This window comes from Alcanivorax sp. HI0044 (genome assembly GCF_001634945.1).
Genome location: NZ_LWEZ01000713.1, coordinates 1 through 668 on the forward strand (window position 1 = coordinate 1; position 668 = coordinate 668).

Here is a 668-nt window from a genome sequence, read left to right on the forward strand (position 1 = left end):
GCGCCGCCTCGATCATGACCTCGGAAATATCGACGCCGGTTGCCTGCCCCCCACCCCGCGTATAACGGCTGATCGCACGGGTTGTGCCGCCGGTGCCACAACCGATATCGAGAACACGCTGTGGCGACTGGCATTCCACCGCCTCAGCCAGCAACACCTCAATGGGTTTGAACAGGTGATCAATCAGCTGCTGGGATTCCACCCAGTTGCGCCCACCCACGCTTTTCCACAGCGTGGACGGGTTGTCGGGTGTCTCTGTTGAAATGGTCATGCTCACTCTCCGGGCGGCGTCGCCTTGATGTTACCGGTCAGCATGCCACTTCAAGCCGGCTTTAGGTCAAGCAACGTTTTTTGGAGGGGAGTAAAAAGTTCGCGCCTCAAGTGGCGCTCCTACAAAAGGGGAGCCGGCATCGTCTGCGGTAAGTTGGCATGGTTCCCGCAGTAACTTGCCTGGTGGCCGGCGAAAGTGCTGGCCGAACCCTTTGTGGTCCCTGACCAGAGCAAGAGGTAAGCCCCATGGATTCTGTATCCATCAAAGACCTGATGAGCACCCGCTTTGCGACAATTCACCCGGAGATGCCGGTGGTGGAAGCCTCCAGCAACCTGATCAAACTGGACATGCTGGGCAGCCCGGTCACCGATGACGCCGGTACGCTGGTGGGCTGGAT

Annotated in this window: 1 protein-coding gene and 1 pseudogene; one reads left to right on the forward strand and one right to left on the reverse strand. The window is 59.1% G+C overall.

Features of this window, described 5'->3' with window-relative positions:
* Positions 1-271 (reverse strand): class I SAM-dependent methyltransferase (locus A3730_RS08600; protein ID WP_156501087.1); only part of this gene is annotated, 271 nt, incomplete at its 3' end.
* A 272-nt stretch (positions 272-543) separates the two neighbouring features.
* On the opposite strand from A3730_RS08600, the pseudogene A3730_RS33025 reads away from it, so the two are divergent.
* A pseudogene (locus A3730_RS33025) lies at positions 544-668 on the forward strand (hypothetical protein); the annotation flags it as partial.